Raw genomic sequence first — 26,008 nt, 5'->3', positions numbered from 1 at the left:
GGGCACGAGCGCAGCGAGCGGGGAATTGGCGGGCTCATGGCACCATGGCTGACATGATGTTTCGTGGGTTTGCCCGCTCTGGGTTGCTGCCGCTACTGGCTCTTGCCTCGGTGGTAGCCGTCGTCTCTGGTTGTGTGCGTTCGGTGGAGGGCGAGGCGATGGCCGCGCGCCTGTCGCAGGGCACCCTGAACTGGGGCGAGTGCGGCGAGTTTGTCCCGGAGAACCAGACGGTGCCGGCGAGCACGCAATGCTCGGAACTGGAGGTTCCCGTCGACTACGCGAACCCCGACGGAGCTAAGGCGCGGCTCGCGATCATCAAGTACCCGGCGAAGGGCAACAAGATCGGGTCGCTGCTGATGAACCCAGGCGGCCCCGGACAGTCGGGTATCGAGGCCGCCATCGAGATCGTCAAGCACGCGCCCAAGGAGATTCGGGAGCGCTTCGATTTCATCGGGTTCGATCCGCGCGGGGTCGGCTCGTCCACACCGGCGATCGAATGCAACACCGACGCCGACGTGGATCGGATGCGTGCACAGAACGACACCGACTACAGCCCCGAGGGTGTTGCTCGCATGGAGCAGGACTCCAAGGACTTCGTGAAGCGCTGCCTGGACAAGGTGGGCAAGGAGTTCTTGGCCAATGTCGGCACCGTGAATGTCGCCAAGGACATGGACCGGATGCGCGAGGCGCTCGGCGACGACAAACTCACCTACCTGGGCTACTCGTACGGAACCCGCATCGGGACCACCTATGCCGAGCAGTTCCCGCAGAACGTGCGGGCCCTCATCCTTGACGGCGTGATCGACCCCAACGCCGATCCAACCCAGGCCGATATCGACCAGATCGCGGGATTCCAAAAGGCATTCGACAACTACGCGGCTGACTGCACCAAGAACCCGACTTGCCCGCTGGGTACCGATCCGGCGCAGACGACGGCCCGCTACCGGGCCATGGTCGACCCGCTCGTCGAGCATCCGGTCAAAACCAGGGACGGCCGCGGTCTCTCTCATGCCGACGCCATCATCGGCACCATCATGGTGATGTACTCGCCCACACTGTGGGACACCTTCACCAAGGCGCTGCGCGAACTCAGCGAGGGCAGGGGCGACATTCTGCAGCTGCTTTCCGACGCGTACATGAAACGTGACGACGAAGGTCACTACAGCCACGCACAGGACGCGCAAACCGCCATCAACTGCGTCGACGAACCGCCGCAGACCGACCGCGCCAAGGCCATCGAGAAGGACCGGCGCATCCGGGAAGTGGCGCCGTTCCAGGACTACGGCACGTTCACGGGTAATGCTCCGCTGGGTGTGTGCGCGTTCTGGCCGGTACCGGCGACCAGCAAGCCGCATCCCATCAACGTGCCCGGTCTGCCCAAACTGCTGGTGGTGTCCACCACCTACGATCCGGCGACCCCGTACCAAGCGGGCGTTGAGCTGGCCAAACAGCTCGGCGGAGGCTTGCTTACCTACGACGGAACCAAGCACACCATCGTGTTCGACGGGAACCAGTGCGTCGACCAAGCGGCCCAGGACTATCTCATCAAGGTCACGACTCCGGCTGAAGGCACCCGCTGCTGAGCACTTTTGGGGTCCGACGTGGCACGATGTGGCCCATGATGCGGATGCGCCGGGCGTTGCCGGTGATTCTTTTGATGTTCTCGGCTGCGATCCCGGCCATCCCCGCGGCCGCCACGCCGCTCCCGGCGCCGGGTCCCGCCCTCCAGGCGTTCTACGACCAGCAGGTCACATGGGGGAGCTGCGCCGGCTTTGTCGGTGACACCAGCCGCATCCCGACCGCACGGTGCGCCAAGGTGAAGGTGCCCGTCAGCTACGAGAAGCCGACGGGTGCAGTCGCGCAGCTGGCCGTGCTGAAGGTGCCCGCCACTGGCAAGCGCGTCGGCGCCCTGCTGGTCAACCCCGGTGGACCAGGTGGGTCGGGCGTTGACCTGGCGGCCGGCATGGGTGCCAAGCTGGCCGAATCCGCAATTGGGCAGAGCTTCGATATCGTCGGGTTCGATCCGCGTGGTGTCGGCGGTTCCACACCGACCCTGCGATGCCGTACCGACGCCGAGTTCGACGCCTTCCGTAAGGAGCCGCTGGCCGACTACAGCCAGGCCGGCGTCGCCCACATTGAGGGTGTATACCGCCAATACGTCGCCGAATGCGCAAAACGGATGGGGCTGGATTTCCTTGCCAATGCCGGAACTGCCTCCGCGGCAAGGGATATGGACATCATCAGGGCAGTGTCCGGGGACAGTAAGCTGAACTACCTTGGCTACTCCTACGGCACCGAGCTGGGTACCCAGTACGCCGAATACTTCCCGCAGAACGTGCGCACGATGGTCCTCGACGGCGCGATCGACCCGACTATCGACCCGGTGGAGTCCAACGTCCGGCAGATGACCGGGTTCCAGGTGGCGTTCAACGACTATGCGGCCGACTGCGCCAAGGACCCCAAGTGCCCGTTGGGGACCGATCCGTCGCTGGCCGTCAAGAAATTCCACCAACTGATCGATCCATTGGTGGCCAAACCCGCCAAGACCAACGACCCGCGCGGCCTGGGGTACCAGGACGCCATCACCGGCACTATCCAGGCGATGTACACGCCGCGGTATTGGAAGTACCTCACCTCGGGTCTGGCGGGCCTGGTCGACGGCAGTGGACCCGATGACCTGCTGTGGCTGGCCGACCAGTACCAGGAGCGCGACGACCAGGGGCAGTACGACAACCTGCAGGACGCGTTCAATTCGATTCGGTGCGTCGACGGGCCGACACCGACGGACTCCGCCCCCTGGGTAGCGGCCGATAAGACGCTGCGGCAGCAGGCGCCGTTCTCGAGCTATGGCGAGTTCACCGGATATGCCCCGCGCGATATGTGCGCCTTCTGGCCGGTGCCGCCGACCTCGGCTCCGCACACCCCGTCGACCCCCGGCCTGCCGCCGGTGGTGGTGGTCTCCACGACCCATGACCCCGCGACCCCCTATGAGGCCGGGGTGGCACTGGCGCAGCAGTTGGGTGGATCGCTCATCAGTTACGAGGGCACCCAGCACACCGTCGCCTTCAACGGAGAGGCCTGTGTCGACGAAGCCGTCACGCGCTACTTCGTCGACGGCACCGTTCCACCCAGGGACGTGCGGTGCTGACGGACGCTATGTCGACGCAGATGTAATAGCCTCTCCCCATGGATCGTCAGAAGGAATTCGTGCTGCGGACGCTGGAAGAACGCGATATTCGTTTCGTCCGGCTGTGGTTCACCGATGTGCTCGGTTACCTCAAGAGCGTGTCCATCGCGCCCGCTGAACTAGAGGGTGCGTTCGAGGAGGGCATCGGCTTCGACGGGTCGTCCATCGAGGGCTTCGCACGTATTTCCGAATCGGACACCGTCGCGCACCCCGACCCGTCGACATTCCAGGTGCTGCCGTGGACGACGAGCGCCGGAAAGCACCACTCCGCACGCATGTTCTGCGATATCAAGCTGCCGGACGGATCACCGTCCTGGTCCGACCCGCGGCACGTGCTGCGTCGCCAGCTCGCCAGGGCGAGCGATTTGGGCTTCTCCTGCTACGTGCACCCCGAGATCGAGTTCTTCCTGCTGAAGAACATGCCCGATGACGGGTCGGCGCCGATTCCCGCCGATGACGCCGGGTACTTCGACCAGGCCGTGCACGAGGCGGCGCCCAACTTCCGTCGCCACGCCATCGACGCGCTCGAATCCATGGGCATCTCGGTGGAATTCAGCCACCACGAGGGTGCGCCGGGTCAGCAGGAGATCGACCTGCGCTACGCCGACGCGCTGTCCATGGCCGATAACGTGATGACCTTCCGCAACGTGGTCAAGGAAGTGGCGATCATCGACGGTGTGCATGCCACGTTCATGCCCAAGCCGTTCAGCGATCACCCGGGCAGTGCGATGCACACCCATATGAGCCTGTTCGAGGGCGATACCAACGCCTTCCACAACCCCGATGACCCGCTGCAGCTTTCGAGTGTCGGCAAGTCCTTCATCGCGGGAATCCTGGAGCACGCCAACGAGATCAGCGCTGTCACCAACCAGTGGGTGAACTCCTACAAGCGTCTGGTGCACGGCGGCGAGGCGCCGACGGCGGCATCCTGGGGTGCGGCCAACCGCTCGGCGCTGGTGCGGGTTCCTATGTACACGCCCAGCAAGTCGTCCTCACGTCGCATCGAGGTGCGCAGCCCCGACTCGGCCTGCAACCCGTACCTGACGTATGCGGTACTGCTGGCCGCCGGCTTGCGCGGAGTGGAGCAGGGCTACACGCTCGGACCCGAGGCCGAGGACAACGTCTGGCAGCTGACCGCCGCCGAGCGGCAGGCCATGGGCTACAAGGAACTGCCCAGCACATTGGAGAACGCGCTCATCGCCATGGAGCGTTCCGAGCTGGTAGCGGAAGCCTTGGGAGAGCACGTCTTCGACTTCTTCCTGCGCAATAAGCGGGCCGAGTGGGCGCGCTACCGCAGCAATGTGACCCCGTTCGAACTGCGGGCCTACTTGGGTTTGTGAGGTGACCCGAGCCTCCACCGAGCGTTCGAAGGTTCCCAGCGCTGGAAGGCTGGGGCTCGTCGATGCACGGGCCGCCTCGCTGCTCGAAGAGCTGGGCTGGACCACCGAGACGCATATCGCGCAGCTGTGGTCGCTCTCACGGTCACCCGATGCCGACGCCGCGTTACTCACCCTGATCCGGCTCCGCGAGGCGCTGGGAACCGAGTGGGCCGCACTGGATCGAGAGCTGAGCGACGACGCCGCCATGCGAGGCCGACTGCTGTCGGTGATCGGATCTTCACTGGCACTCGGCGATCATCTGGTGGCGCACCCCGATCGTTGGCGTCTGCTGGTCGGGGAAATCGAGCTGGAGTCCAAAGATGCTCTACAGGAACGATTTTTAACTGCCGTCGGCTCCGTTGGGGGACGCGCCTCGGTATCCGAGCCCGCTGCCATCGCTGCGCTGCGGGACGCTTATCGAGACCGGCTATTGGTACTCGCCGCACTCGACCTGGCGGCCACCGTCGAGAACGAACCGGTGTTGCCGTTCCCGGTGGTGGGTCAGCACCTGTCCGATCTCGCCGATGCGGCGTTGACGGCGGCGCTGGCCGTCGCGGTGTCACTGGTGGTTCCCGATGGGCAGGACCCGCCCCGACTCGCGGTCATCGCGATGGGCAAATGCGGTGCGTGCGAACTCAACTACGTCAGCGATGTCGATGTCATCTTCGTGGGGGAGGAGGCTGATTCGCTGACCACCCGCGTCGCCGGGGAGATGATGCGCATCGGCTCCAGCACCTTCTTCGAGGTGGATGCGGGGCTGCGGCCCGAGGGCAAGCGGGGGGCGCTGGTGCGCACCCTGGATTCCCATATCGCGTACTACAGACGGTGGGCCAAGACCTGGGAATTCCAGGCACTACTGAAGGCGCGTCCCGCCGTCGGCGATCCGGAACTGGGCAAGGCATACGTAGACGCACTCATGCCGATGGTGTGGACCGCCTGCGAGCGTGAGGATTTCGTAACCGAGGTACAGGCCATGCGTCGCCGAGTGGAATCGTTGGTGCCAGCGGAGCTGCGCGAGCGTGAGATCAAACTGGGCACCGGCGGGCTACGTGACGTCGAGTTCGCGGTGCAGCTGCTGCAACTCGTACACGGGCGGGTGGATGAGTCGCTGCATGTCGCGTCGACTATCGAGGCACTAGCGGCGCTTTCCACAGCCGGATACATCGGGCGCGACGACAGCGCGAACCTCACCGCCTCGTATGAGTTCTTGCGGCTGCTGGAGCACCGGCTGCAGCTGCAGCGCCTCAAGCGCACCCACACCCTGCCCGCGCCGGAGGACACCGAGGCGATGCGCTGGCTGGCGCGCGCCGCTCACGTGCGCCCGGACGGGCAGAACGACGCCGTCGGGGTGCTGCGGGCAGAGATCAAACGCCAGGCCATGCGAGTGTCCCGCCTGCACAGCAAGCTGTTCTACCAACCGCTGCTGGAATCGGTGACCGAGTTCGACAAGGAAGCGTTAGGGCTCTCGAACGAGGCTGCGGTACGCCAGCTCGCTGCGTTGGGTTACCAGTCACCGCAGCATGCGCTCAGTCACCTGTCCGCGCTGACCAAGGAGGGCGGCCGCCGCGGGCGCATCCAAACTATCCTGCTGCCAACGCTTTTAGACTGGTTGGCGGATACCCCCGATCCGGATGCCGGGCTGCTGGCCTATCGCCGGGTGAGCGAGGCGCTGGTTGACCAGACCTGGTACCTGCGCACCCTGCGCGATGAGGGCGCGGTGGCCAAGCGGCTCATGCAGATCCTGGGCACCTCCGCCTATGTGCCGGATCTCATCATGCGGGCACCCGAGGTGATCCAGCTGTACGGCGACGGGCCTAGCGGCCCCAAACTTCTTGAGGCCGAACCGATTTCAGTGGCGGGCGCGCTGATCGCGTCCTCGGCCCGGCACGCCGACCCGGAGCGGGCGATCGCGGCGGCACGAACATTGCGGCGCCGGGAGTTGGCGCGGGTGGCCTCGGCCGATCTGCTGGGCCTGCTGGATGTGATCGACGTGTGTCAGGCGCTGACATCGGTGTGGGTGGCGGTGCTGCAGGCGGCCCTGGACGCGGTAGTCAAGGCAAGTGTCCCCGCAGATTCCGAGGCACCGGCCGCGATAGCCGTCATCGGGATGGGCCGTCTGGGTGGCGGTGAACTGGGCTACGGATCCGATGCCGACGTCCTTTACGTGTGCGAGGCGCGTGGCGATAGCACCGATGCCGAGGCCGCGGGATGGTCGGCGTCGGTGGCTGAAAAGGTTGGCAAGCTGCTCGGTGCGCCGAGTACCGACCCGCCCCTGCAGGTCGACACGGGACTACGTCCTGAGGGGCGCAACGGGCCGATGGTGCGCACGCTGGCGGCCTACGAGACGTACTACGCGCAATGGGCACAGGCATGGGAGGTGCAAGCGCTGCTGCGCGCGCACAGTGTCGCCGGGGATGCCGATCTCGGGCTGCGGTTTCTGCGCATGATCGACAAGACGCGGTATCCCGCCGGCGGTATCGCCCTGGACGCGGTGCGCGAGATCCGCCGGATCAAGGCACGGGTGGATGCCGAGCGGCTGCCGCGCGGGGCCGACCCCAATACCAACACCAAGCTGGGCCGCGGCGGGCTGGCCGATGTGGAGTGGACCGTGCAGCTGCTGCAGTTGCGGTACGCCCACGAACATCAATCCCTGCACAGCACCTCCACCCTGCAGACATTGCACGCCGCGGCAGAGGCGGGCCTTGTCGACGCCGAGGATGCCGAACTGCTGCGGCAGGCCTGGCTGACCGCCACCAATGCCCGCAATGCGCTGGTGCTGGCGCGAGGCAAGCCCACCGACCAGCTGCCCGGCCCCGGCCGGCTGCTCAACACGGTGTCTGCCGCGGCGGGCTGGCCGGATCACGACGGCGGCGAGTTCCTGGACAATTATCTGCGGGTGACCAGGCGTGCGAAAGCGGTCGTACAGCGCGTCTTTGGGGAGTAGCTTCGTGCCGATCCCAATCGGCTGATCCAGACCTTTCAAGGAGTGGTTCATGAAGTGCACATCGATCATCGTGGGTGTCGGCGTGGTGGCAGCCGCCCTCGGCATCGCAGCACCCGCCCAGGCGAAGCCGGGTGACTGCACCGTCTCGGAGGAGGCTCGGCTCGATGCGGTGGCGTCAACCAAGCGGGCCGAGTACCTGGAGAGGCATCCCGACGTCAACACCGGGATGAGCGACGCACTCAAGAACACCCCCGGAGACGGTGAGGCGAAGCATGACGCGGTGCAGGTGTACCTCAACGCCAACCCCGCTGCCAAGGCCGACCTGGACGCGATCCGGCAGCCGGTTCAGGACTTCAAGACCAGGTGCTGGTCCGAGGGGTAGGCACCCGACGAACTTCACCGACGTAATTTCTGCCCGGCTTCTAATGGTTCCTTAACGTTAGGGCCATGACCGTCCAACCAACGCTCGATAGCGTCCCGGACGAGTCGGCACATCGTCGGCTGTAATGCTGAACAAGGAGTACTCCATGAAGTTCACCTCTGCTGTACTCAGTGGTGTTGTTGGTGCCGGTGCTGTTGCCGGCGCCCTGGCATTCGCGGGTGCGGCCACTGCCAAGCCCGGCGATTGCACCGCTGCAGAGTTCGCCCGGACCCATTCGACTGTGTCGAGCCAGGTCGCGAGCTACCTGGACAAGAACCCGACGATCAACGACGGCATCACCAAGGCCGCCAAGGGCGCACCCGAGGGCGAGCGACGTGAAGCCATCAAGACCTACCTGGATGGTCAGCCCGCCGCCAAGGCCGAGCTCGACAAGATCCGCCAGCCGCTGACGGGCCTGAAGAGCAGCTGCGGTGCGGACACCGATGACGACAAGCCGGCCCCCGCTGCGCCTGCAGGTCTGGTCGGCCAGCCTGCACAGCCCGCCACCGAGAATGCTCCTGCCGAGCAGCCGCAGCAGCCGTGGAATCCCTTCGCGCCGCAGCAGCAGCCGGCCGAGGAGACCGCCAACACCGAGCAGGCAGCGCCCGCAGCTCCGGCGAAGCCGGCTTCGCCCGCCGTCACCGCCGTGGTCGATCAGCAGGACGCCTAACAACACCATGAGACGGGCGGCTCGGAATGAGGCCTAGCCTTAGGCAGCGATGACTCACGAAACTGCCGCCCGTCACAAGGTGTTGATGGTCGATGACGACCCGGATGTCAGGAACTCGGTAGCCCGCGGGCTACGTCACTCGGGTTTCGACGTCCGGGTCGCCGTCGATGGCCGCGATGCGCTTACCCAGCTCGCGGCCGATGAACCCGATGCCCTGGTGCTCGATGTGCAGATGCCCGAGCTGGATGGCGTGGCAGTGGTTACCGCCCTGCGGGCCCTGGGTAATGACATTCCGATCTGCGTGCTCAGCGCGCGCGACACCGTCAACGATCGGATCGCCGGCCTCGAGGCAGGCGCCGACGACTATCTGACGAAACCCTTCGACCTTGGCGAGCTGGTGGCGCGTCTGCGCGCACTGCTGCGCCGTCGCGGCGCCGGTGGTGGTGGCCTCGCCACCTCCACCATCACCGTTGGACAGGTCACCGTCGACGTTTCCCGCAGGTTGGTCTTCTCCGGTGGTGAACGCGTCGAACTGAGTAAGCGCGAATTCGATCTCCTGGTGGTGCTGGCGGAGAACACCGGGGTGGTGCTCAGCCGCACTCGGCTGCTGGAACTGGTGTGGGGGTATGACTTTGACGTCGAGACCAATGTGGCCGATGTCTTCGTGAGCTATTTGCGTCGCAAACTGGAAGCCGGGGGAACCCCGCGGATCATCCACACCGTCAGGGGGGTCGGATACGTGATGAGAGAAGAGCCGTGAAACGTTCGCTCTCGCTGCGTACCCGGGTAGCGGTCGCGGCATTCCTGGCTACCGGTCTGGTGGTGGCGCTTATCGGTATTGTCGCCGGTATTACCTTGGTACGCAACGATACTCAGCAACTTGATCGACGCTTGGACGTGCTGGTGGACGCGGTACAGGCCACCACTCGGCACGGGGACACCACATTTGTGCTCACCGTCCGTGACGCCCAAAGCGGAGGGCTGGTGATCTTCCGGGGTGTCGAGCTGCCGAAGCTGCCGCCGGGAACCGAGAATGTCACCGTCGGCGGTGCCACTTACCGCGTCCGGACCGTCCCGAACCCCGAAGAGCAGACCGTGATCTCACTGGGGACCAGGGCCGACGCGGTGCTGGTCAACCACCGCGGAATCCCGGTGTTCATTGCCGTCGGTGTGCTATCGATGCTGCTGGCAGGCGGTTTCGCGTGGCTGTTCGGCGGGCGCGCGGTGCGACCACTGCGCCAGCTCACCGAACAGACCCGTCAGCTCGACACCGATGGCCTGCACGTAGCCGCGGTGCGCGGCGCCCGCGAGGCCGAAGAGCTTGCCGACGCCCTGGCTGCGATGCTCGGCCGGGTCTCGGCGGCGCAGTCCGAAACCACCAAATCCCTTCTCGCGGCTCGCGATTTTGCCGCGAGCGCTGCCCACGAGCTGCGGACCCCGCTCACCGCGATGCGTGCCGACCTGGACACTCTGCGGGCACACGACCTGTCGAACGAGGAACACACGGAGGTGATCGGCGACCTGCAGCGCGCGCAGCGACGCGTTGAGGCCACCATCACCGCACTCGGCCAGCTGGCCTCCGGGGACCTGGCTCGGCCCGAGGACCGCGAGCTGGTGGATATCGCGGATCTGCTGGATCGGGTGGCCGGAGATGCGTTGATGCACCCCGCCGCCGCGCCGGAGATCACCGTCAACGCCGACGATGGTGGTGTGGTGCTGGGCTGGCCTGACGGTTTGCGGTTGGCCGTGGACAATCTGGTGCGCAACGCCATCAACCATGGCAATGCCAAACATGTTGTGCTGTCCGCGAATCGGATCGACAACCGGCTGGTCATCGAGGTCGACGATGACGGTAGTGGTCTGCCGGAGGCGGACCGGGAACGAGTGCTCGGACGTTTCGAACGCGGACCCGGCGCCAACCCTGGCGGGCTGGGATTGGGGCTGGCGCTCGTCGCGCAGCAGGCCGCGTTGCACGGGGGTGACGTGGTGCTGTCCTCAAGCCCGATGGGCGGTTTGCGGGCGACGCTGACGATCTTGGCTGAATAGATCTGCCGGTTAGTTCTTACGTGACCCGTACTTGGCGAGCCATTCGCGGGCCTCGTCGGGCAGGTTCCCCGAGGTCTCGGCGGCCTTGCACCAGCGCCGCACCATCTTGACCATGTTGGCGGGGTTGTAAGCGTCCTCCTGCTGCGACCACAGGCCGTCCCCGGCGTAATGCAGCACGGTCAGGTTCGGTTCACCCCAATGCTTGCCGTCACCCGGATCGCTCATCACATTGTCGATTTCGCAGACCACCCAACCCTTTTCGGGATCGAACACCGTCCAGGTGGCGGGCAGGCTCGGCATGTGGTTGCCGGGGAAATCTGCCATGACCGCGGTGATGTACTGCCGGATGGCCTCCTTGCCCTGCAGGCGACCCACCACATGCTCGATGTAGAGGGCGTCCTCGGTGTACATCTCGGCATAGGGGTTCCAGTCGCCGGTTTCGATACAGCGATGGACGGTGGCCTGGTGTTGCGCGAACGCTTCCTCGAGTTCGGCGCGGCTGAATGACGGCATGGGTAAAAGAGTGCCATAAGGTACCGTCCCTGAGGTGCGAGGACGGACCGCCGTGGGGGCGCTGGGTTGGCTGCTGAGCATCGTCGCCGTGCTGGCCATCGCGTCCCGCTGGGCGCGGTCGAGCTGGTCGCCGCTGATCGGGTTGGCCGCCGCGTGGCCACTTACCTGTGTGCTGATGATCTTGGCGCTGTTGCTGTTCCTGTTGGTACGGCAGTGGTGGGGTGTGATGACGGCGGTAGTGGTGATCGCGCTGCAGGTTCTGGCCATCGCACCGCTGTACCTGCCCGATAGTCATCTGCAGGGAACAACCATCACCGTGCTGCAGATCAACCTGCGCTTCGGTGCCGGCGATGCCGGGGCAGTGGTGGCGACGATTCGCGAACACGATGCGGGTGTGGTGACCGTTAACGAGCTGACCCCGGAAGCTCGGGCGAAACTCGTTGCTGCGGGTATTGATTCGGTGCTTCCGTACTCCTACACCATCGCCGAACCGAAGGCCGCGGGCACCGGGATCTGGAGTAGATATCCGTTGACTCCCGTGCACCAGGACGATCAGAGCTACGCCTTCCGGCAGATCTGGGCAGAGGCCGAGGTGCCCGGAGTCGGGCCGGTCATGCTGGTAGCCGTGCACACCCGCCCACCGGAGAAGGATATGAGTTCGCCGGGCTGGCTGACCGAGCTGGACACCATCGGGCGGCAGTTAGGAGCACTTCGTCCCGACGTCAAAGTCATTGTTGGCGGTGACTTTAACGCCACGTACGATCACTTCGCGTTTCGGCAGATCCTCACCGGCGGATTCGCCGACGCCGTCGATCAGGCAGGAACCGGCTGGGTGCCGACCTGGCGCGAAGGACGCTGGTACACAAGGCTGATCGGGATCGACCATGTGCTCACGCGTGGCGCGACGGCCAAAGAGGTACGCACCGAGGCGATTTATGGCACGGACCACCGGGCGCTCATCGCCACGGTGGTGGTGCCTAGCTCTTCTTCTTGAGTGCCGCGTCTATCGACAGCGATCCGCCACCGGTGAACACCAAGAGGAAGAAGGCCCAGCAGTACAGGGCGGATAACTCGCCCTGGTTCACGATGGGCAGCAGCCCCAACTTCTGGTGCTGGGTGAAGTAGGCCACCGCCATCGTGCCCGATGCGATGAAGGCCGCGATTCGCGTGCCTGCGCCGAACAGAATTGCGACACCGGCGAGGAACTCGATGGTGCCGGCCCACCAGCCCAGCGACCATGACTCGATCGGCGGCATATCCGCCAGCTCTGGCCAGCGGAAAAGGATGGCCGTGCCGTGGCAGACGAATAGGAAACCGACGACGATGCGGAACAGCGACAGGACAAGGGGTGTGGCGCCGTCGAGCTTGGCGACTGCGTTGGTGCTGGAGGAGGCCATGGCACAGGATGCTAAACCAATTCTGGCGTAACGACTTAGCGCTTAGCTCGGGTAATGAATCGGTCGACCGACAGCGATCCGCCGCCGGTGAACACCAACAGCAGGAAGATCCAGCTGTACAGCGCCGCGGCCTCGCCGTTGTTCTGGATGGGCAGCAGACCCTCGGGCTGGTGGTACGTGAAGTAGGCGACAGCCATGGCCCCGGAGGCGACAAACGCTGCGAGGCGGGTCCCCAATCCGAGGATGAGCGCTGCGCCGCCGACGAATTCGATGATGCCTGCCCACCAGGGCAGGGTTCCGACGGACTGTAGATATGAGGCGAGCGGCCAACCGAAGAGATGGGAGGTGCCATGCAGGAAGAACAGGAAGCCCACTACGATCCGGAATGCCGACAGAACGGCCGGTGTCAGTCCGGCAAGCTTGTTTTCGATGTCTGCGAGAGCCATACGCCTAACAATAGGACTACGGTCCGCATTATTCCTGTTATGTGTCGGCGAGGGCGTTCGCCGGCGCCGAAAGTGAAGCTGTGGCGGAATTTCCGGCGAAATCTCGCCATGGCTTCACACTCGGTGAAAGAGACGCGGAAATGACAAGGCCCCCGGGATTTCTCCCGGGGGCCTCGTCGTAGAACCGACTTAGACGTCGAAGTACAGTGCGACCTCGTACGGGTGAGGCCGGATGTTGATCGGCTCGATCTCCTGCTCCCGCTTGAACGCGATCCAGGTCTCGATCAGATCCGAGGTGAAAACGCCACCCTCGGTGAGGTATTCGTGATCCTTCTCGAGGTTGTCGATCACGGTGCCCAGGTTGGTCGGCGCCTGCGGAATGTTGGCCGCCTCCTCCGGGGGCAACTCGTACAGGTCCTTGTCGACGGGCGCCAACGGCTCGATCTTGTTCTTGATGCCGTCGATACCGGCCATCAGCATGGCCGCGAATGCCAGGTACGGGTTACCCGAGCTGTCCGGGCAGCGGAACTCGAGGCGCTTGGCCTTCGGGTTGTTGCCCGTGATCGGGATGCGCACGCAGGCCGACCGGTTGCGCTGGCTGTACACCAGGTTGATCGGGGCCTCATAGCCCGGCACCAGCCGCTTGTAGGAGTTCACCGTCGGGTTGGTGAACGCCAGCAACGACGGGGCGTGGTGCAGGATGCCGCCGATGTAATGGCGAGCTAGGTCCGAGAGGCCGGCGTATCCGGACTCGTCGTGGAACAGCGGCTTGCCGTCCTTCCACAGGGACATGTGGGCGTGCATGCCGGACCCGTTGTCACCGAAGAGCGGCTTGGGCATGAAGGTGACGGTCTTGCCGTTGGCCCACGCGGTGTTCTTGATGATGTACTTGAAAAGCAGCACATCGTCGGCTGCGGCCAGCAGCGTGTCGAACTTGTAGTTGATCTCGGCCTGTCCGCCGGTACCGACCTCGTGGTGACCGCGCTCCAGGGTGAAACCGGAGTTGATCAGGTTGGTGGTCATCTCGTCGCGCAGGTCCACATAGTGGTCGTACGGGGCGACGGGGAAGTAGCCGCCCTTGGGGCGCACCTTGTAGCCGCGGTTCGGGCTGCCATCCTCCTCGTAGGGCTCGCCGGTGTTCCACCAGCCAGACTCGGAGTCGATCTCGTAGAAGGTGCCGTTGATCTTCGAGTCGAAGCTGACCGAGTCGAAGATGTAGAACTCGGCCTCGGCGCCGAAGTAACAGGTGTCGGCGATACCGGTGCTGGTCAGGTACTGCTCGGCCTTGCGGGCCACATTGCGCGGATCGCGCGAGTAGGCCTCACGGGTGAACGGGTCGTGCACGAAGAAGTTGACGTTCAGCGTCTTGGCGGCACGGAACGGGTCGAGCTTGGCAGTCGAGATGTCGGGCAGCAGCAGCATGTCCGACTCGTGGATCGACTGGAAACCGCGCACCGACGACCCGTCGAAGCCGAGACCGTCTTCGAAGACGCTGGCATCGAATGCAGATGCGGGGATGGAGAAGTGCTGCACGACGCCCGGCAGGTCACAGAACCTGACGTCGACGTACTCGACCTTCTCGTCGGCGATGAACTTGAATACCTCGTCGGGGCTACTGAACGCCATGCTTCTCCTCGTTAATCCCTGTTATCCCTGATTCGATGACCGCGCGACTGAACCTATGAAGCGGGTGTTGCCCGCGGGTCAACCATATGTTGCGCGGATGTTACGCGTAACCATCTGTGGGCTGGCCTTTACGCTGTGAGCATGGCACGGGACCTGGGTTCATGGATGTCGGGGCTGGGGTCGGTAGAGGGAGCGGGCAACTCTCGGTATCCGGGAGACCAGCTCGGCCTGCCCGAGACGGGTCCGGGATCGGCCGCACCGATGTCGCGGCGGCTGGTCGCGCTGCTGGTGGACTGGCTTATCGCGGCGGGGCTGGCGTTGCTGATCGAGCGGGGCGATCTGTTGTCGACGATGCTGCAATCGGTGCAGTGGATCGTCTGGTTCGTCATCGGGGTGGTCGCGGTGCGACTGTGGCGGTTCACGCCCGGCCAGTACATGGCGGGCCTGCAGGTGGCCCCGGCCGACGGCACCGACTCGGTGGGTATCGGGCGTGCATTTGTCAGAAACCTGTTGATCACCCTAATCGTCCCGCCGCTCATCACCGATGTGGACGGCCGTGGTCTGCACGACCGGGTGACGCGCACCGTCGTGGTTCGTAGCCGCTAGATGGTCCTGCTCGCCGTCTGTCTGGCGGTGTTCATGCTGCTGCTCGACATGACCATCGTGTCGAGCGCGCTCGCCGACCTGCAGTCGTCGTTAGGGGCCGATCTCTCCGATCTGCAATGGGTCATCGACGCTTACGCGCTGCCGATGGCGGGGCTGCTGCTCACCGCCGCAACTCTCGGTGATCGGCTGGGCCGCCGCCGGCTCTATATGACCGGCATGGTGGTGTTCACCTGCGCCTCACTGGGCTGCGCGCTTTCCAATAGTGCCGAGATGTTGATCGGCGTGCGTGCCGTGCAAGGCGTCGGTGGCGCGATCCTGCTGGCGGTCTCCCTGCCGATCATCGCGGCCGCCTATCCCGGCGAACGCCGCGGCGGTGCCATCGCGATCTACGGTGCGGTGATGGGGGCGGGCAGTGCCGCAGGCCCGCTACTGGGCGGACTGTTGGTGACCCATTACGGCTGGCAGTCCATATTCCTGGTCAATATTCCGGTGGGTGTGGTCGCGTTGGTGATCGCGGCCCGGCACCTGCCGGAGACCCGCGCCGATGAGACCCGGCCGGTCGACTGGACGGGCACGATCCTGCTCACCTCGGGGCTGATCACCGGCGTCTTCGCGGTGATCTCCCTGCACGAGGGAGGGATCGGAACTCAAGTCTCCGCGGCTCTGGCGGTCTGTGCTGTTGCGGCCCTCGCACTGTTCCTTTGGTGGGAAGGCCGTGTCACGGCGCCCATGCTGAGCCTGCGGTTGGTCTTCTCACCCGGATTCGCGGGGGTGTGGGTTGCCGCGGCCGCGGCCTCCGGCACGCTCATCGCGGCCACCAACTACCTGGCATTGCACTTCATGAATACCCTGGGTTACAACGCATTTGAGACCGGACTGCGTGCTGGGCCGCTGACGCTCGCCACCGTGCTGGGTGCCCCGCTGGGGATTCTGGTGGGCAAGCGGTTGCCGACGGTGGCGACCATTCCCGGCGGAGTTGCGCTGGTGGCGGTCGGGTTGTGGGCCGCCGCCGGTGCGGACGCCGGTACCGATTGGACTCACTTCATTCCGGGCTCGGCGCTGGCGGGGTTGGGGCTTGGCGCGCTCTCGGCCGTGACATCCGATGCCGCACTGCGGTTTGTGCCGTTGTCAGATGCCGGAATGGCGACCGGATCGGTGAGCACGGGGCGCCAGATCGGCATTCTGCTGGGGGTGGCAGGGCTCGGGGTCGCCTTCGGCCACGCCGCGTCGGATGCTGGGCCTGACGTGCGGGCTGCCGGTGCTGCGGGCATCAACAGCGTGCTGACGTTGGGGGCACTTGCGGCGGCCTGTGCCGCGCTCGTTTCGCTGATTCTGCTCGGTGTGGCTACGATGAGGCGCTCGCGTGAACCGGTCACCGGAGAGTCGCTAGCTATCTAGCCATCGGTGATCGGCCCTGCCTGCACGGATGCCCACGGGTATTTGTGCATTGCGGTCGTAACCCGTAGACAGAGGGAGTAGCTTTCGATCATGGAGAGCGCGGCGATTTTCATCGCGGCGCCCGGTGTCGGTTCCGATCGGGGGACGGACGCGAACCCGCGGCCGCGTTACAGCATCGTGTTGTCATCCGACCCGGCTGAAGTGGAAGCCGCACAACGACTTCGGTATCAGGCCTTCGCCGACGAAATGGGCGCACCACTTCCGAACGCCGTTCGCGGGCCGATCACGGGCGAGATGATCGATGTGGACAAGCTGGATCCTTACTGCGATCACCTGCTGGCGCGTGATGAAGACACCGGACGGATTATCGGCTGTTGTCGGCTACTCCCGCCCGAGGGATACCAGGCCGCGGGGGAGACGTTTACCGACTCGATGTTCGATGCGTCGGCGCTTGACCCGCTGCGGCCCAAACTGGTTGAGATTGGCCGAGTTACCGTGGCACCCGATCATCGCAATGGCGCCGTCATGGGCATCTTGTGGGCCGGAATCTTCCGGTATCAGCAGATGACCGAGCACCAGTACGCGATCGGCTGTTTGTCTGTCCGGATGGAGGACGGCGGGCCGCGCGGATCGTTGGTGCGCTCGGTGCATGATTTCGCGCAGCGATTCGCCGCCCCCGACGAGTATCGAGTCATACCGCGCCAGCCTGTTGTGGTCGACGGCGTGCCGTTGGAGAACATACCGCCGCAGGAAAAAGCGAAGATTCCACCGCTGCTCCACGGATGCCTGCGCATCGGCGGACGTATCTGCGGACCGCCCTCCTATGACCCGGAGTTCGATATGGCGGACTTCTTGGTGCTGGTCACCAAGGACACGACACGGCAACGCTATCTGGAGCGTCTGGAGCGGTCCCTTGCCCTCGGATAGCCATGCTTGTCACGATGTGCTCGGCGTCGGTTTCGGGCCATCGAATCTTGCGCTCGGGATAGCGCTCGCCGAGCACCCGCACCGGCTGTCGGCGCGATTCGTCGATGCTCAGCCCGAATTCGGGTGGCATCGCGGGATGCTCATTCCCGGGGCACGCATGCAGGTGTCCTTTCTGAAGGATCTCGTGACGCTGCGAAACCCGAAGAGTCACTACACCTTTGTCAACTACCTGACCGAACGTGGACGGCTGCCGGATTTCATCAATTCGCAGACCTTCTTTCCGACTCGGGAGGAGTTCCACGATTACTTGGATTGGGCGCAGCAGGCGCTCGGGGCGGATGTCAGCTATTCCTCGCGGATGGTCGGGATTGAGGCGGCCCCAGAAGGATTCGAGGTGCGGCTGCATGGCACATCGGGGTCGTCGCCCGATCGTGTGATGCACACGCGGGCCCTCGTTCTTGGTTGCGGAACATTCGCGGCCATGCCCTCGGGAATCAATCCCACTGCGCGGCAATGGCATAGCAGTGAGCTGCTGAACCGGCTCGATGCGTTGGACGCTCCACCGGCGCGGGTTGCGGTGGTCGGTGCCGGGCAGAGTGCCGCAGAGGCGGTGGCGTATCTGCACAGTCGGTATCCCGATGCCCAGGTGCATGCCATTTTCGCGCGGTACGGCTACAGCCCCGCCGATGACAGTCCTTACGCCAACCGCGTTTTTGACCCAGCGGCGGTGGAGGACTTCTACGCGGCGCCCGTCGAGGTTCGCCAGCAGCTGATCGCGTATCACCGCGACACCAATTACGCGGCGGTTGATTCCCCGCTGATCGCCGATCTCTACGACCGCGAGTACCGGGAACGGGTCAGCGGACAGCGACGACTGTGGATGCACAACGCCTCGAAGATCGCTGCCGTGGATGAGGCTTCGGAACGGGTGCGCCTGGCTGTGACACATCTGCCGACATCGACGACCGAGCTGCTCGACTGCGATTTGGTGGTGTACGCCACGGGATATCGGCCGTTGGACGTGCGGGCGTTCCTGGGCGCACTGGCATCGCACTATGAGTTCGACGAGAACGGGTTGCCGGTCGTGGAACGCGATTACCGGCTACGACCGCAGGCGGACGCCCCGGGTGACATCTACCTCAACGGGTCGGTTGAACACAGTCACGGACTGTCGTCGTCGCTGCTGTCCAACGTCGCCGTGCGCTCAGGTGAGATCGTGGATTCGCTCGTCGCCGAGACGGAGACGCGCGCTGCGGTGGCGTCCTTCAGGACCGGATAGACAAAGCGCTCGATCATCTCCGCTTCCACGGCTGGGTCCGTCGCGGGCCAGAACAAGAACGCCATCACAACGCGTGAAATCCATTGTCCGGCGATCTCGTCAAGCAGACCGGTGAACGCTGAGGCCGAACGCGGGATCTGCGAGGACGGTGTGAGGTAGGACCCGAGAGAAGCCGGGGACATCGTCGCCACCATCGCATTGACGACCGGATCGTTGCGGATGGCGGCCAGCGAAGCAGTGATAGCGGTGACCGCACGCCGCCGTGCATCCGCCGACTCGACTGCGCGCTGGATGTCGGCGGTGACACTCGCGATGTTCCGCGCCAGCACGGCGTCGACAATCGCCCCCTTGCCCCCGACATGCCGATAGACCGTCGCGCGGGAGCATCCCACCTCGCGGGCCACCGAATCGAGGTCCAGCCGGTCCAACCCGTGACGCGCAATCTGCTTGGCCGCCACCGACACGATGCGATTGGCGGCCATGGTGTGACGGTCGCCCCGGTGCAACCAATCTGAGTAGGGTGACATCAGATCCTAAATTTATCGCAACTTGAGACAAATTTCCAAGAATTCTCAAGATTTGCGCAGGTGGAGCAGGTGTATTGAGACGCCGTAGATCATGGCCCTGAACAGGTGTTTCTCACTTTGGCGAATGCCTTGACGTGCGGTTTTCCGGTCTGTCAGCCTCATGGGTGATGAGTACCGTAGAGCTCTTTGATCCGCAGGTCCTCGAAGACCCGTATCCGTTCTATCGGCGGCTGCGCGAGACCGCGCCGGTGTGGCCGGTGGGGGATTCCGGCTTCTACTTCGTCTCACGCTGGGACCTGGTGGTGGAGGCCACCGAGCGCATCGAGGACTTCTCCTCCAACCTCACCGCCGTGCTTACGAAGTCCGATGGCTCAGCTGGCCCCCATGATGCGGTGACGGTCGCGGAGATGGGTCCGGTCGCCGATCCGACGCATGTGCTGGCCACCGGCGACGATCCGGTTCATCACGCGCACCGCAAGCTGGTGCTGCCGACGCTGGTCGCCAGGCGAATCACGGCCCTGGAATCCGTCATGGCCGAGACCGGCGCACGGCTGTGGGAGCGCGGCGTGGACGGTGACGGCATCGACTGGATGACCGCGATGGGCGATGCGCTGCCGATGACGATGGTGGCCCGGCTGATCGGGCTACCCGATGAGGACGTGCCGCAGCTTGTGCAGTGGGGTTACTCCAGCACGGAGATGCTGGGTGGGCTCAACACCCCGGAGCGGCAGGCTGAGGTGGTCACCGACACCATGTATCTCCTTCTGTACTTGCGTGAACACCTGGAGAAGGAACTGTCCGCACCGGGCGAGGACCTTCTCGGATATCTGGCGCAGGCGTGTAATCGGGGAGATATCTCCCTGGACATCGGGGTGATGATCCTGGTGCAGCTGGTCGGCGCGGGCGGCGAGTCGACGGCCGGACTGATGGGCAATGCCGTGCGCATCCTCGGCGAGAATCCCGAGCTGCAACGCCGTATCCGTGAGGACCGTGCGCTCCTGCCGACTTTCCTGGAAGAGGCGCTCCGACTGGAGTCGCCGTTCCGGGGACATCATCGACATGTGCTGGCAGATACCTCGCTCGGTGGGGTCGAGCTGCCCGCGGGCAGCCACCTCACGCTGATGTGGGGTGCCGCCAACCGCGATCCGGCTGTCTTCGAGGATCCCGACACCCTGCGCCTCGACCGGCCCAGCCCTCGCAGCCACATCACCTTCGGCAAGGGGCTGCATTTCTGTGTCGGCGCGGCGCTGGCGCGTCTCGAGGCGCGTACCGCCATCAACCTACTGCTGGACCGAACGCGCGAATTCGCGGTCAAACCAGGTGGTGCTCAGTGGGTTCCGAGCATCATGGTGCGTCGGCATCAGAAGCTGGAGCTGCAGCTCAGCCCGGTCTAACGCCGCCTGATGGTGCGCTGCATCCCGCCGCGCGACTTCGCCTGGCCCGGCGTCGGGCCCTTCGGCATGGCCGCAGCGCGCGAACCCAGGGCCGACAGCCGCGACTCGATGGAGTCCATCTGCTTGGCGGTGATATTGGCCGGGAGCTTGTTCAGGTGCCGTTCCAGCTTCGACAACGGCACCTGACCGTCCTCGTTACCGACGATGACGTCGTAGATGGGGGTATCACCGACCACCCGTGCGGTGCGCTTCTTCTCCTGGGCCAGCAGCGGCCCCAGCCGGCCGGGAGCCCCCTCGGCGACGAAGATGATGCCGGGACGGCCAATGACCCGATGGACAACATCGAGCTGGGTGGTTCCGGCGACAGCGGTGGTGACTCGCCACTTCCCGCGCATGTTGTCCAGCGCCCAACCCGCGGCACCCTTCTGGCCCTCGGCCTTGGTGAACACCGACTTCTGCACACGACGGCCGAAGATGATGAACGCCACCAGCACGCCGAGTACCACGCCCAGGATCGGGAACATGAACACGCTGATCCCGCCCGAGAAGTACCCGGCCACCGCGAACACCGCGACGATCAGCACAAACGCGCCGATCATGTATGGCAGCAGCCGCTTGTCTTCCTTGCGCTGAATCTGGAAGGCCTGCCACATCTGGGCGCGGCGCGCCTTCGATTCGGCCTTGCGGCGCGCCTTTGTCTCGGCCTTGGCGACCTTGGCCTCGGCGGGACTCAGTGATTTAGGCATATGCCGAGTCTAAGTCTCAGCGTGCGATGAGATTGACCGCCTCCTGGGCGGCCGAACCGGCGGACGCCAGGTGCTCCAGCTCGGCGGGCAGCAGCCGCCCGTGATGTGCCATGGCCTGCGTGTACAAACGCCCGGCCCGATACGAGGAACGCACCAGCGGCCCGGCCATCACACCCGCGAAGCCCAGACCCTCCGCGAAATCCGAAAGCTCCACGAATTCTTGCGGTTTCACCCAGCGGTCAACAGGATGATGCCGAGGGGAAGGCCGCAGATACTGGGTGATGGTGATGATGTCGCAGCCCGCCTCGTGCAGCGCGACAAGCGCTTCGCGGATCTCGTCGTTGGTCTCGCCCATGCCGAGGATCAGGTTGCTCTTGGTCACCAGATGCGCCTCGCGGGCCTTGGTGATCACCGACAGGCTTCGCTCATAGCTGAACGCGGGGCGGATGCGGCGGAACACCCGCGGCACCGTCTCCAGGTTGTGCGCCAGTACCTCGGGGCGGGATGCGAACACCTCGTCGAGCTGCTCGGGGACGGCATTGAAGTCCGGGATGAGCAGCTCCACGCCGGTGGCCGGGTTGAGCTCCTTGATGTACCGCACGGTTTCGGCGTACAGCCAGGAGCCGCCGTCCGGCAGGTCGTCACGGGCCACCCCGGTGACCGTCGAATACCGCAAGCCCATTTGGAGGACGCTTTCGGCTACGCGCCGTGGTTCGTCGCGGTCCAGGTCGGCGGGCTTACCGGTGTCGATCTGGCAGAAATCGCAGCGTCGCGTGCATTGCTCGCCGCCGATGAGGAAGGTGGCCTCGCGATCCTCCCAGCATTCGAAGATGTTGGGGCATCCGGCCGCCTCGCACACGGTGTGTAGCCCGCCTGCGCGCACCAGCGACTTGAGTTCCTTGTATTCGGGGCCCATCTTGGCGCGGGTACGGATCCAGTCCGGCTTGCGTTCGATGGGGGTTTGGGCGTTGCGCACCTCGAGTCGCAGCAGCTTGCGCGGTTCCGTCATGCTCCCACCGCCCCGACGGCTAGTCGTCCTTCGAGCGCATCGAGCACCGAGGAAACCACCTGTTCACGCACTTCGTCCACGGTGACGTCGCGGCCCAGTTCGGCGGACAGGGTCGTCACTCCGGCGTCGCTGATGCCACACGCCACGATCGGCAGGTATGCGTCCAGGCTGTTATCGCAGTTGAGGGAAAACCCGTGCATGGTGACGCCGCGCTGCACGCGAACCCCGATCGCCGCGATCTTGCGTTCCGGTTTGCCGCCGCCCGCGGCCAGCCACACGCCGGAGCGGCCATCGACACGCTTGGTCTGCACGCCCAGCTGCGCGCATACCGCGATAATCGATTCCTCAAGGCGCCGAACGTAGTTCACGACGTCAATGGGCTCGGCCAATTGCACGAGCGGGTAGCCGACCAACTGACCGGGCCCGTGCCAGGTGATCTTGCCGCCGCGATCGGTGTCGATGACGGGTGCGCCGTTGATCGGCCGCTCCTGCGGTTCGGTGCGCCGCCCCGCCGTGTACACCGCCGGATGCTGCAAGGTCAGCAGGGTGTCCGGTCCACCGGCGACGCGGGCCTCGACGATATCCCGCTGCAGGTCCCAGGCCGTCTCGTAGCCGACGGTGCCCAGATCCCGCACGACGACGGGATCTGCGCTGGATCGGATAGATCCATGGGTGCGGTGCACGGGTTCCATTATCTCACTTCATCGGTCGACTGTTGTTGGCGTAGGCCAGCGCCTCGCCGATGGTGTGATGCTCGAACTCGAATCCGTGCTGTTCGAGGACAGCGGGGATAACGCGCATGCTGCGGGTCAGCTCGGCATCGGCGAACTCTCCGAAGATGGCACGCAGCGCGAACTGGGGCGCCACCAGCAGGGTCGGTCGCTGCAGCATCCTACCGAGGGCGGCGGTGAACTCGGCGTTCGTCACCGGCGCCGGCCCGGTCAGGTTGACCGCACCGGACAGGGTCTGTTCGGTCAACGCGAATTCGAGTGCGCGGATCTCGTCCTCAAGGCTTATCCATGGCATGTACCAGCGTCCATCGCCCAGCCGGGCACCCAAACCCAGTGAGAACAGCGGGCGCGATCGGCCGAAGAGCCCGCCGGCGGGGGACAGCACCAGGCCGGTACGGACGATCACCACCCTCGTGCCGGCGCGCACGGCCTCCTCGGTCGCCGCCTCCCAATCGATACAGACGCGCGCAAGGAAACCCGTACCGCTGGTGGCGGTCTCGTCGATGACGCGGTCCCCGCTGTCGCCGTAGTAGCCCACTGCCGAAGCGTTGATCAACACCGGCACACCGGCATCGACGACGGCGCCGGCGAGCACCTCCGTGGGGGTGATACGGCTGTCGTAAATCTCCTGTTTGTACGCGCCCGACCACCGTTTGTCGCCGACGCCGACACCGCACAGGTTGACGACGGCGTCGGCACCCTCAAGGGCGCCGGGATCGATCTGCCCGCTCGCCGGATCCCAGCGCTGTTCGTCGGGACCCATCGGGTCGCGGCGAACCAGTCGGACCACGGTGTGGTCGGCAGCACGCAACGATGCAACAAGCGCCGATCCGATCGTCCCCGACGATCCGGCGATGACGATCCGCCTGGAACCCATAGGCCTACAGCCCCAGGTCTGCCTCGAAAGCGCCTTCTTCCAGCCGATGCTTGATGGTGGTGAGGAATCGACCGGCGTCGGCACCGTCGATCAGGCGGTGGTCGTACGTCAGAGGTAGGTAGCAGATCGACCGGATGCCGATCGACTCGTTACCGGCATTGTCACGGATAACCCTGGGGCGCTTCACGATTGCGCCGGTGCCGAGCATGGCGGCCTGCGGCGGAACCAGGATCGGGGTGTCGAACAGGGCGCCCTGGCTGCCGATGTTGGTGATGGTGAAGGTGCCACCGGCGAGCTCGTCGGGCTTGAGATTCCCGGAGCGGGCGCGTCCGGCGATATCGGCGATGGCACGGGCGAGCCCGGCCAGCGACAGATCACCCGCGTTGTGGATCACCGGGGACAGCAGACCCTGATCGGTGTCGACGGCGATGCCCAAGTGCTCGGCGTCGAAGTAGGTGATTTCCTTGGTGTCTTCGTTGTAGCTCGCGTTGACGTTCGGGTGCGCCTTGAGTGCCTCGACCGCGGCCTTGGCGAAGAAGGGCAGGAACGTCAGGTTGACACCCTCGCGTTCGGCGAAGGTGACCTTGGCCTTGGCTCGCAGTGCCGAGATCTTGGTGACGTCGACCTCGTGCGTCTGCGTCAGCTGTGCGGTCTGCTGCAGCGACTCGCGGGTCTTCTTGGCGGTGATCTGACGAATCCGGTTGGCCTTCTGGGTGGTTCCGCGCAGGTGCGCCAGTGCGGCGGCTTTCGCCGGAGCAGAAGCGGCGGGAGCTGCCGGTGTGGCAGCTGTGGGGGCCGACGTCGCGGGGGCCTTCGCGGCCTCAGCGGCAGCCAGCACATCCTGCTTACGGATGCGTCCACCCACACCGCTGCCGGTCAACGCGGACAGATCCACGTTGTTCTCGGATGCGAGCTTGCGCACCAGCGGGGTGACGTAGGGGTTGTCGCTGCCGCCGTCGGCGGCGACAGGCGCAGCAGCCGCGGCAGGTGCCGGGAGAGTGACAGGCGCCGGTGTCGGAGGTGCGGGCGGTGCCGGGGCGGCGGGTGTCGGTGCCGGTGGCGCGGGCGGTGCCGGTGGCGCAGCGGCGGGAGCCGGGGCAGGCGCGGGTGCGGGTGCGGGGGCCGCAGCAGGAGCGGCACCAGCAGCCCCGACCACGGCGAGCTCGCCGCCGACGGCCACGGTGTCGTCCTCGTTGGCCGTGATGCTCAACAGCACACCGGCCACCGGTGACGGGATCTCGGTGTCGACCTTGTCGGTGGACACCTCGACGAGCGGCTCGTCTACGCCGACCTCGTCGCCGATCTTCTTGAGCCAGCGGGTGACGGTGCCCTCGGTGACGGACTCGCCGAGCTCGGGCATCGTGATCGAGGTGCCAGGGCCTGCCGGAGCCGCAGCAGCTGCGGGGGCGGCCGCGGCGGGCGCGGCTTCAGGAGTGGGCGCCGGTGCGGGTTCCGGGGCGGGAGCGGGTGCCGGCTCTGCGGCCGGTGCAGCTGCGGCAGGTGCCGGTGCTGCGGGCTCTGCGGCTTCACCTGCTTCGCTGATCACCCCGAGCTCGGCGCCGATCTCGACGGTGTCATCCTCACGGGCGACGATCTTGGTCAGCACACCCGCAGTGGGAGCGGGGATCTCGGTGTCCACCTTGTCGGTGGAAACCTCCAGCAGTGGCTCGTCGACTTCGACCGTGTCGCCCTCTTGTTTGAGCCACCGTGTCACCGTCCCCTCGGTCACGCTCTCACCGAGGGCGGGCATCTGGACGGAGAAGGCCATGGTTTCCACTCCTGAAAAGGTTCCGATAGCGGCTTGCGTAACGTGCGACATATCTGGCTTACCACAGCGACGTGGCCAGCGGGTCAATCCTGTCACTGAGTGGAACGACGCGCCTGC

At 65.3% G+C, this 26,008-nt stretch carries 24 protein-coding genes; 14 read left to right on the top strand and 10 right to left on the bottom strand.

What is annotated here, in order from left to right; translation table 11 throughout:
- The first annotated feature begins 53 nt into the window (after window positions 1-53).
- The 8 genes from MLB1_RS19430 (at window position 54) to MLB1_RS19395 (ending at window position 10,647) form a co-directional block, all read left to right on the top strand.
- Complete coding sequence (locus MLB1_RS19430) at window positions 54-1,583, top strand: alpha/beta hydrolase (protein WP_180751481.1); 1,530 nt, start codon at window positions 54-56, stop codon at window positions 1,581-1,583.
- Between the two features lie 35 nt (window positions 1,584-1,618).
- On the top strand, window positions 1,619-3,148 hold the full coding sequence (locus MLB1_RS19425) for an alpha/beta hydrolase (RefSeq protein WP_180751480.1): 1,530 nt from the start codon (window positions 1,619-1,621) through the stop codon (window positions 3,146-3,148).
- 38 nt (window positions 3,149-3,186) lie between these two features.
- A complete protein-coding gene (locus MLB1_RS19420) occupies window positions 3,187-4,527 on the top strand; it encodes a glutamine synthetase family protein (RefSeq protein ID WP_180751479.1) in 1,341 nt (446 codons plus the stop codon).
- A gap of 1 nt (window position 4,528) precedes the next feature.
- Window positions 4,529-7,510 (top strand): bifunctional [glutamine synthetase] adenylyltransferase/[glutamine synthetase]-adenylyl-L-tyrosine phosphorylase, encoded by a 2,982-nt coding sequence (locus tag MLB1_RS19415; RefSeq protein WP_180751478.1) that lies wholly within the window; start codon window positions 4,529-4,531, stop codon window positions 7,508-7,510.
- 49 nt (window positions 7,511-7,559) lie between these two features.
- The gene (locus tag MLB1_RS19410; RefSeq protein WP_180751477.1) at window positions 7,560-7,892 is read left to right on the top strand and encodes a hemophore-related protein; all 333 of its coding nucleotides are present in this window, start codon (window positions 7,560-7,562) and stop codon (window positions 7,890-7,892) included.
- 145 nt (window positions 7,893-8,037) lie between these two features.
- Window positions 8,038-8,601, top strand: a complete 564-nt coding sequence (locus MLB1_RS19405; protein WP_180751476.1) for a hemophore-related protein — start codon at window positions 8,038-8,040, stop codon at window positions 8,599-8,601.
- Window positions 8,602-8,650: 49 nt separating this feature from the next.
- Window positions 8,651-9,361 (top strand): response regulator transcription factor, encoded by a 711-nt coding sequence (locus tag MLB1_RS19400; RefSeq protein ID WP_180751475.1) that lies wholly within the window; start codon window positions 8,651-8,653, stop codon window positions 9,359-9,361.
- The gene (locus MLB1_RS19395) at window positions 9,358-10,647 is read left to right on the top strand and encodes a HAMP domain-containing sensor histidine kinase (protein ID WP_180751474.1); all 1,290 of its coding nucleotides are present in this window, start codon (window positions 9,358-9,360) and stop codon (window positions 10,645-10,647) included. The genes MLB1_RS19400 and MLB1_RS19395 overlap by 4 nt, the downstream gene beginning before the upstream one ends.
- 9 nt (window positions 10,648-10,656) lie before the next feature.
- On the opposite strand, the gene MLB1_RS19390 is transcribed toward MLB1_RS19395, so the two are convergent.
- Complete coding sequence (locus tag MLB1_RS19390; RefSeq protein WP_180751473.1) at window positions 10,657-11,160, bottom strand: nuclear transport factor 2 family protein; 504 nt, start codon at window positions 11,158-11,160, stop codon at window positions 10,657-10,659.
- Window positions 11,161-11,212: 52 nt separating this feature from the next.
- Here MLB1_RS19390 and MLB1_RS19385 point away from each other — a divergent pair, with 52 nt between their 5' ends.
- Window positions 11,213-12,154: an endonuclease/exonuclease/phosphatase family protein gene (locus MLB1_RS19385; RefSeq protein ID WP_180751604.1), complete on the top strand. Its 942-nt coding sequence runs from the start codon at window positions 11,213-11,215 to the stop codon at window positions 12,152-12,154.
- Here the strand turns inward: MLB1_RS19385 and MLB1_RS19380 are convergent.
- The 3 genes from MLB1_RS19380 to glnA all read right to left on the bottom strand — a co-directional run bounded on the left by MLB1_RS19380 (window position 12,138) and on the right by glnA (window position 14,629).
- The gene (locus MLB1_RS19380) at window positions 12,138-12,557 is read right to left on the bottom strand and encodes a DoxX family protein (RefSeq protein WP_180751472.1); all 420 of its coding nucleotides are present in this window, start codon (window positions 12,555-12,557) and stop codon (window positions 12,138-12,140) included. The genes MLB1_RS19385 and MLB1_RS19380 overlap by 17 nt on opposite strands.
- 35 nt (window positions 12,558-12,592) lie before the next feature.
- Entirely contained in the window at window positions 12,593-13,003 is a 411-nt protein-coding gene (locus tag MLB1_RS19375) for a DoxX family protein (protein ID WP_180751471.1), read from the bottom strand.
- A gap of 189 nt (window positions 13,004-13,192) precedes the next feature.
- Entirely contained in the window at window positions 13,193-14,629 is a 1,437-nt protein-coding gene (gene glnA, locus MLB1_RS19370; RefSeq protein ID WP_180751470.1) for a type I glutamate--ammonia ligase, read from the bottom strand.
- 141 nt (window positions 14,630-14,770) lie between these two features.
- Here glnA and MLB1_RS19365 point away from each other — a divergent pair, with 141 nt between their 5' ends.
- The 4 genes from MLB1_RS19365 (at window position 14,771) to MLB1_RS19350 (ending at window position 18,839) form a co-directional block, all read left to right on the top strand.
- A complete protein-coding gene (locus tag MLB1_RS19365) occupies window positions 14,771-15,235 on the top strand; it encodes an RDD family protein (RefSeq protein ID WP_180751469.1) in 465 nt (154 codons plus the stop codon).
- Entirely contained in the window at window positions 15,236-16,633 is a 1,398-nt protein-coding gene (locus tag MLB1_RS19360; RefSeq protein ID WP_180751468.1) for an MFS transporter, read from the top strand.
- A gap of 90 nt (window positions 16,634-16,723) precedes the next feature.
- Window positions 16,724-17,560, top strand: a complete 837-nt coding sequence (locus MLB1_RS19355; RefSeq protein ID WP_180751467.1) for a GNAT family N-acyltransferase — start codon at window positions 16,724-16,726, stop codon at window positions 17,558-17,560.
- 16 nt (window positions 17,561-17,576) lie between these two features.
- Window positions 17,577-18,839, top strand: a complete 1,263-nt coding sequence (locus MLB1_RS19350) for a lysine N(6)-hydroxylase/L-ornithine N(5)-oxygenase family protein (protein ID WP_180751603.1) — start codon at window positions 17,577-17,579, stop codon at window positions 18,837-18,839.
- Here MLB1_RS19350 and MLB1_RS19345 read toward each other — a convergent pair.
- The gene (locus MLB1_RS19345; protein WP_255486024.1) at window positions 18,722-19,321 is read right to left on the bottom strand and encodes a TetR family transcriptional regulator; all 600 of its coding nucleotides are present in this window, start codon (window positions 19,319-19,321) and stop codon (window positions 18,722-18,724) included. The two genes, MLB1_RS19350 and MLB1_RS19345, sit on opposite strands and share 118 nt — an antisense overlap.
- A 212-nt stretch (window positions 19,322-19,533) precedes the next feature.
- On the opposite strand from MLB1_RS19345, the gene MLB1_RS19340 reads away from it, so the two are divergent.
- On the top strand, window positions 19,534-20,760 hold the full coding sequence (locus tag MLB1_RS19340; protein WP_180751465.1) for a cytochrome P450: 1,227 nt from the start codon (window positions 19,534-19,536) through the stop codon (window positions 20,758-20,760).
- Here the strand turns inward: MLB1_RS19340 and MLB1_RS19335 are convergent.
- The 5 genes from MLB1_RS19335 to sucB are packed head-to-tail and all read right to left on the bottom strand — an operon-like array spanning window position 20,757 to window position 25,891.
- Window positions 20,757-21,506 carry a DUF4191 domain-containing protein gene (locus tag MLB1_RS19335; RefSeq protein WP_180751464.1) on the bottom strand — a complete coding sequence of 250 codons (750 nt, stop codon included), beginning with the start codon at window positions 21,504-21,506 and terminating at the stop codon, window positions 20,757-20,759. The genes MLB1_RS19340 and MLB1_RS19335 overlap by 4 nt on opposite strands.
- A 16-nt stretch (window positions 21,507-21,522) precedes the next feature.
- Window positions 21,523-22,515, bottom strand: coding sequence for a lipoyl synthase (lipA, locus tag MLB1_RS19330; RefSeq protein WP_180751463.1), 993 nt, complete (start codon window positions 22,513-22,515; stop codon window positions 21,523-21,525).
- Entirely contained in the window at window positions 22,512-23,207 is a 696-nt protein-coding gene (lipB, locus tag MLB1_RS19325; protein ID WP_180751462.1) for a lipoyl(octanoyl) transferase LipB, read from the bottom strand. Before lipB ends, lipA begins: the two co-directional genes overlap by 4 nt.
- 4 nt (window positions 23,208-23,211) lie before the next feature.
- On the bottom strand, window positions 23,212-24,123 hold the full coding sequence (locus MLB1_RS19320) for a TIGR01777 family oxidoreductase (protein WP_180751461.1): 912 nt from the start codon (window positions 24,121-24,123) through the stop codon (window positions 23,212-23,214).
- A 4-nt stretch (window positions 24,124-24,127) separates the two neighbouring features.
- Window positions 24,128-25,891, bottom strand: a complete 1,764-nt coding sequence (gene sucB / locus MLB1_RS19315; protein WP_180751460.1) for a 2-oxoglutarate dehydrogenase, E2 component, dihydrolipoamide succinyltransferase — start codon at window positions 25,889-25,891, stop codon at window positions 24,128-24,130.
- Window positions 25,892-26,008: the final 117 nt, after the last annotated feature.

The sequence above is a fragment of the Mycobacteroides sp. LB1 genome (assembly GCF_013449725.1).
GTDB lineage: Bacteria > Actinomycetota > Actinomycetes > Mycobacteriales > Mycobacteriaceae > Mycobacterium.
The sequence above is the reverse complement of the archived record's forward strand: the minus strand, read 5'-3'. Positions and strand labels throughout refer to the sequence as shown.